We start from the raw sequence: 4,908 nt of genomic DNA, 5'->3' as shown, positions 1-4,908 counted from the left end.
GAAGGTATCCAAATCTTGGCCCTGGCTTTCATCCCGACGCTCCCCTCCGGGAGAGCGCGGGACTTCCCGCCAGGGAAGTTAAAAACCTACCCCTGTAAGGGTGTGGGGAGAGAGGAAAGTTTAGGGAGATGTAGTATTGGAGGTATTGGGAGTATTTTTTACCGAATAATTCAGGACTTACGCAAAGGTACTATGTATAGAGTTAAAAAACTATTCCGTAATAGTTTTGAGCGCTATATATAGCGTCTCTGCGTAAGTTTTATAATTAATAATTATTAATTAAATAATTCAGCTTTATTAGTCTCCCCTTGGCTGCGCCGCGAGCTGTCGCTCTACAAGGGGAAAAAAAGTGTTAGGATATTTCCTTATATCCCACATTCCGTTTTATTAGCCTCCCCTTGGCTGCGCCGCGAGCTGTCGCTCTACAAGGGGAAAAAAAGTGCTAGGATATTTCCTTATATTCAATTCCCTTACGGTTTTAACCACCAGGTAATTATCCATTAATGAACAATTTCTCTAGCTAGCCTAATTCTCACAGAGAATTCCACTCCTCAAAAATCAACATCTGTGGTATTGATACATTATAGACATAAACAATAATCAAAAATCATGCTCCGGTATCCTAGTATATACATCAATTCTTTCCCCCCTAATCCCTATTCCCTATTCCCTACTCCCTCTTTTCTGGAGATACCAAATAGCTTCTATAGATATTCACAGCGATCGCTATTTTCTAAAATCATATCAAATCCGCTTAATTCGATATAAAAAAATGTTCCATCTTCAGTCATTGCCAAATCTTTCTAAATTCTCTTCCCTCCGCCCCTCCTGTACGGGCGAATGGCCATTTGCCCCTACTACTCCTGACTCCTTATCTAATTACACCAATGCTACCGGATTTGATATCATACCTTAATTCACCAAAACCCAATTTAATACAGCAGTTTTCATTTGGGTAGACCACAGTAGGGACATTCCATTGAAATGTCTCTATAAGGTTTTGTTTGTGACTATGTGGTTTATCAATCTGAAAAGTGCTATAATTTAATCTAATTAAAGGAAGTAAAAATGATTCGACAAGAAGATGTTAAAATTCTTTTCAAAGAGGAACAAGCACTGAAATACGACCGAAAAGATTATCTAAAATTTCACGAAGAACTTTCATCAAAAGACCGAGAAATTACTATTTTATTTCAAGATCAACCAATTTTTGATGTTCTAGTTCCTAAAGGAGTTTTTAACCCCTATGGTGGTATAGCCGCTCAAGCTTTTATGAGCGGTATTTTAAACAAAATAATTGATGCCAAGGGCAAAAGGGTACTCGATCTCGGATGTGGTTGTGGAGTTATTGGTTTGTGTTGCCTTTTTAAAGACAGTAATAAAGTGGTGTTTTCCGACCTTCATCCCAATATTATGCCACTAAAAAATAATCTTCTAATTCGAGAACAAGATGAGGTGAAGGTACAAGATTTATGTGTGGAAGAAAAAGACCAATCATATGATTTAGTTTTTATGTCGTTTCCCAGTCGTTCGATCGATCGCCAGATGGAAGCAGATTCCTACGAAATAGGAATCTTAAGGAATGATGATCTAGTGTTTCGGGCGATCGAGCAGATAGGACGAGTATTAGCACCTGGGGGAGAATTTGTCTTTTTTTATCGGGTGTTTAACGATCGCTTCCCACTGTCTCTGGAAGTGATGTCGAAGTTAGCAGCACATTTCGACCTTACCACTCTCAAGTTACTGTGGTATTTAGGAGAGGACAACGGACATGGTTTATTGTTGTCTGTGGATAAATATTCAGGGAAATAAATAAGTGTATCACAATAATTAGGGAGAAGTCAGGAGAAAGAAGTGTTTTCATAACTAATTATCCGGACATGGTATTACTTCTAACTTAGTTAGAGTTGCTCAAAATACTCATTATAAAAACAACTTCTGACTTCATTAATTCCCTACAACCTTTTGCATATAATTTCCCCATAACTGGGCAGCTTGTCCACTGCTGCCATAAGTAGGAGAGTTATCATCATTTCCTAGCCAAATTCCTGTAACCATACTTTGGTTAGGAATATATCCAATAAACCATAAATCTACTGCTCTATTAGTTGTACCAGTTTTACCCGCTTCTCCTAATCCTAGATTAGCACTACCACCTGTACCAAATTGCACAACTCCTTGGAGCATTTGAGTCATTCTGTCTGCTATATAAGGTTGCAGAATAGGTTTGTTAGCTTGAATATCTCCTTGAGGGTTTTCACAATTTGGGTCTGGGTTATAGGAATAAATGCAGCGACAAGTGTAAATATTATTGCGATCGCCACAATCACTACTATCTATAATTTTCCTAATAGTATGGGGTTTATTCCCTACTCCACGATTAGCAAATACTCCATAAGCACCTGTCATTTCTAAGACATTAACTTCACTTTGACCTAAAATCAACCCAGGTACAGCATTTAACTTAGACTTAATTCCTAAACGCCTTGCCATTCTTACCACTCTATCTAAACCTACCTGTCGAGCGACTCGCAAAGCTACTACATTTTCAGAAAGTGCAAGACCAGTATACATATTTGTATTCCCGTTACGGCGTTGACAACCGTCGTAACTCACACCCATCCATCTTAGGGAATTACAAGAATATAATTTTGTTGGTGGTATCCCTCTTTCTATAGCAGCAGCATAAGCAAAGACTTTAAAAGTAGAACCTGGTTGACGTTGTGCTTGAGTCGCCCGGTTGAACTGACTTTTTTGGTAATCTGCACCTCCAGTCAGAGCGATGACTTCTCCATTCCTAGAATCTATTGTGACTATAGCACCTTGAGAGAAGTTAGCATAAGAACCAGTATTATTAATGGTATCTTGCAAAGTTGTTTCTGCATGAGTTTGAATTTCAGGGTTTAAAGCTGTTTGAACAACAAAATTTCCTTCTCTAGCTAAGTCTTCTCCTAATAAATCTTCTAGTTCACTAAATACATAACTATAATAATAGGGTGCTATTGTACTTTGGATAATTTCTATAGCTTTCGGATTAATTTCTACACGCGATCGCCTAGCTCTATCTGCTTCTTGTTGGTTAATCATACCTAAAGTAAGCATTCGATAAAGAACCCCATCTCTTTGTTGTATAGCTTTTTGATAATTTTGTACTGGATTAAAACTATTAGGTGCGGGTAAAATTCCTACTAATGTTGCTGCTTCTGATAAAGTTAAATCTGTTGCACTTTTTCCAAAATAAAATCTTGCAGCGTCTTCAAATCCATATAAATCTAATCCTAAATAAACTTTATTTAGATAGGCTAATAATAAATCTTCTTTACTATAAAAAGCTTCTATCTTGAGAGCTACTATTGCCTCTCGTAATTTCCGACCAGCAGAATCTTCTGTACCTACATAATCTCGAAATATACTCCTTGCTAACTGCTGGGTAACTGTACTACCTCCCTCGCGTATACCATCCGAACGTAAATTTGTCAATATTGCTCTTAAAATTCCGATGGGGTCTACGCCGATATGCCAATAAAAGCGACTATCCTCAGAAGCAATTACTGCATCTGGTAAATATTTAGAAAATTTAGAGATGCGTCCTAATTCATAATGGGAATTTCTATAAGCTGGACGTAGAGGTGTTTGTCCATCACGAGCATAGATGACTACTGGGCCAGTAATTGGGTTGGGTAGGGGGTCTACCTGAAATTTGGTCCATTCAAGTAGAATGATTAAACTGACTAAAGCAGTGAATCCTGAAATGCCAAAGAAACCATAACGAAGGACTTGAATGTACCATGCAGGAGGATGGATATAACGAACTTTAACAGTATCAGCTAATGCAGGTGGTCCTAAAGTTAAGATATCGCCATGACGTAAAGCCAGACTAGAAATCTGTTTTTTCCCATTGTAGATACCATTAGCAGAGTTTTCATCTTTTATTATGTAAGGGGCGTTAGCTCCATTTGGGTTTCTTGAGATAGACAGATGAATTTTGCTAATTAGAGGATTACGAATGACAATATCACAAGCTTGGGAGGAGCGTCCGAGTAAATAGCGATCGCCCAGAAGAGAATATTTTTTGGTTGGAGTAGTTTCTGCTTCCTCTATCCATATTTCAGGTACTTTAGCATTAGGTCTCAGTGCTAGTCGAGAAAAGTTGACACTAGCATGAATAGTTTTCACCACCTGGGTAATACTACCCAAGAGAGTTTGAGGATTACGAGGAGGCTGAGAATAATTCATAACTATAGGGAGTAGGTTTAACAATTAATAATTAATTATTAATTATTAATTATTACCTCTTCTTAGAGACTGTTTGTAAAAGGAATATTAAATCCAGGCGTAGGGTGGGGAGGGTGAGGCGGCAATAATTATGAACTGGAACCAAAATTTAACTTTCCGCACCCCACCCACCGAAAATTAAGCACTCTAAACCTCTTAATCTTTACTTTACAAACACTCTCTTATAAAGAAGAGAATTGGCTAAAAGGATTTTTTTCTTTTTTCTCTTGAAATAAAAGGCTTTATACCTTAATTTTTTCGGTAAGACAAAGAAGCACAAACGCCAGAAAATTAAAAGGCACATTTACTTCTAAATAGCTCTTAATATCTACCATTTTTTCTTCCTTGTCACGAAGTCATATCAAATCCATGTGAATACTTATTATACCATTTTCAAAAAAGGCAGTTACATCTGAATTTTTGATTTATTCCTACAATAAAAAAATAGAGATTCCATAAATTATAGAAATCAAACCTTTTTTCCTCTTTAATATTTATGTTTTTTTGCCCTGTTCCCAGTTAAGTGTTCCCAGTGAAGTGTGTCGTGACTGTAGAAATATTTTATGAAATTGGTATTATATAGATGGGGAGATTGAAGTATAGATAGAATTATAAATATATATAGCAGTGAGC

2 protein-coding genes are annotated in these 4,908 nt (G+C 37.1%); one reads left to right on the top strand and one right to left on the bottom strand.

Translation table 11 applies throughout. The features are described from left to right. The first annotated feature begins 1,068 nt into the window (after window positions 1–1,068). Complete coding sequence (locus AFK68_RS10585) at window positions 1,069–1,812, top strand: methyltransferase (RefSeq protein ID WP_094672669.1); 744 nt, start codon at window positions 1,069–1,071, stop codon at window positions 1,810–1,812. Window positions 1,813–1,947: 135 nt separating this feature from the next. Here the strand turns inward: AFK68_RS10585 and AFK68_RS10580 are convergent, their stop codons facing one another. Beyond that, entirely contained in the window at window positions 1,948–4,236 is a 2,289-nt protein-coding gene (locus AFK68_RS10580; protein WP_094672668.1) for a transglycosylase domain-containing protein, read from the bottom strand. Window positions 4,237–4,908 lie beyond the last annotated feature (672 nt).

The organism is Hydrocoleum sp. CS-953, from assembly GCF_002260545.1.
GTDB lineage: Bacteria > Cyanobacteriota > Cyanobacteriia > Cyanobacteriales > Microcoleaceae > Trichodesmium.
This window is presented reverse-complemented; position numbering and strand designations above follow the sequence as displayed.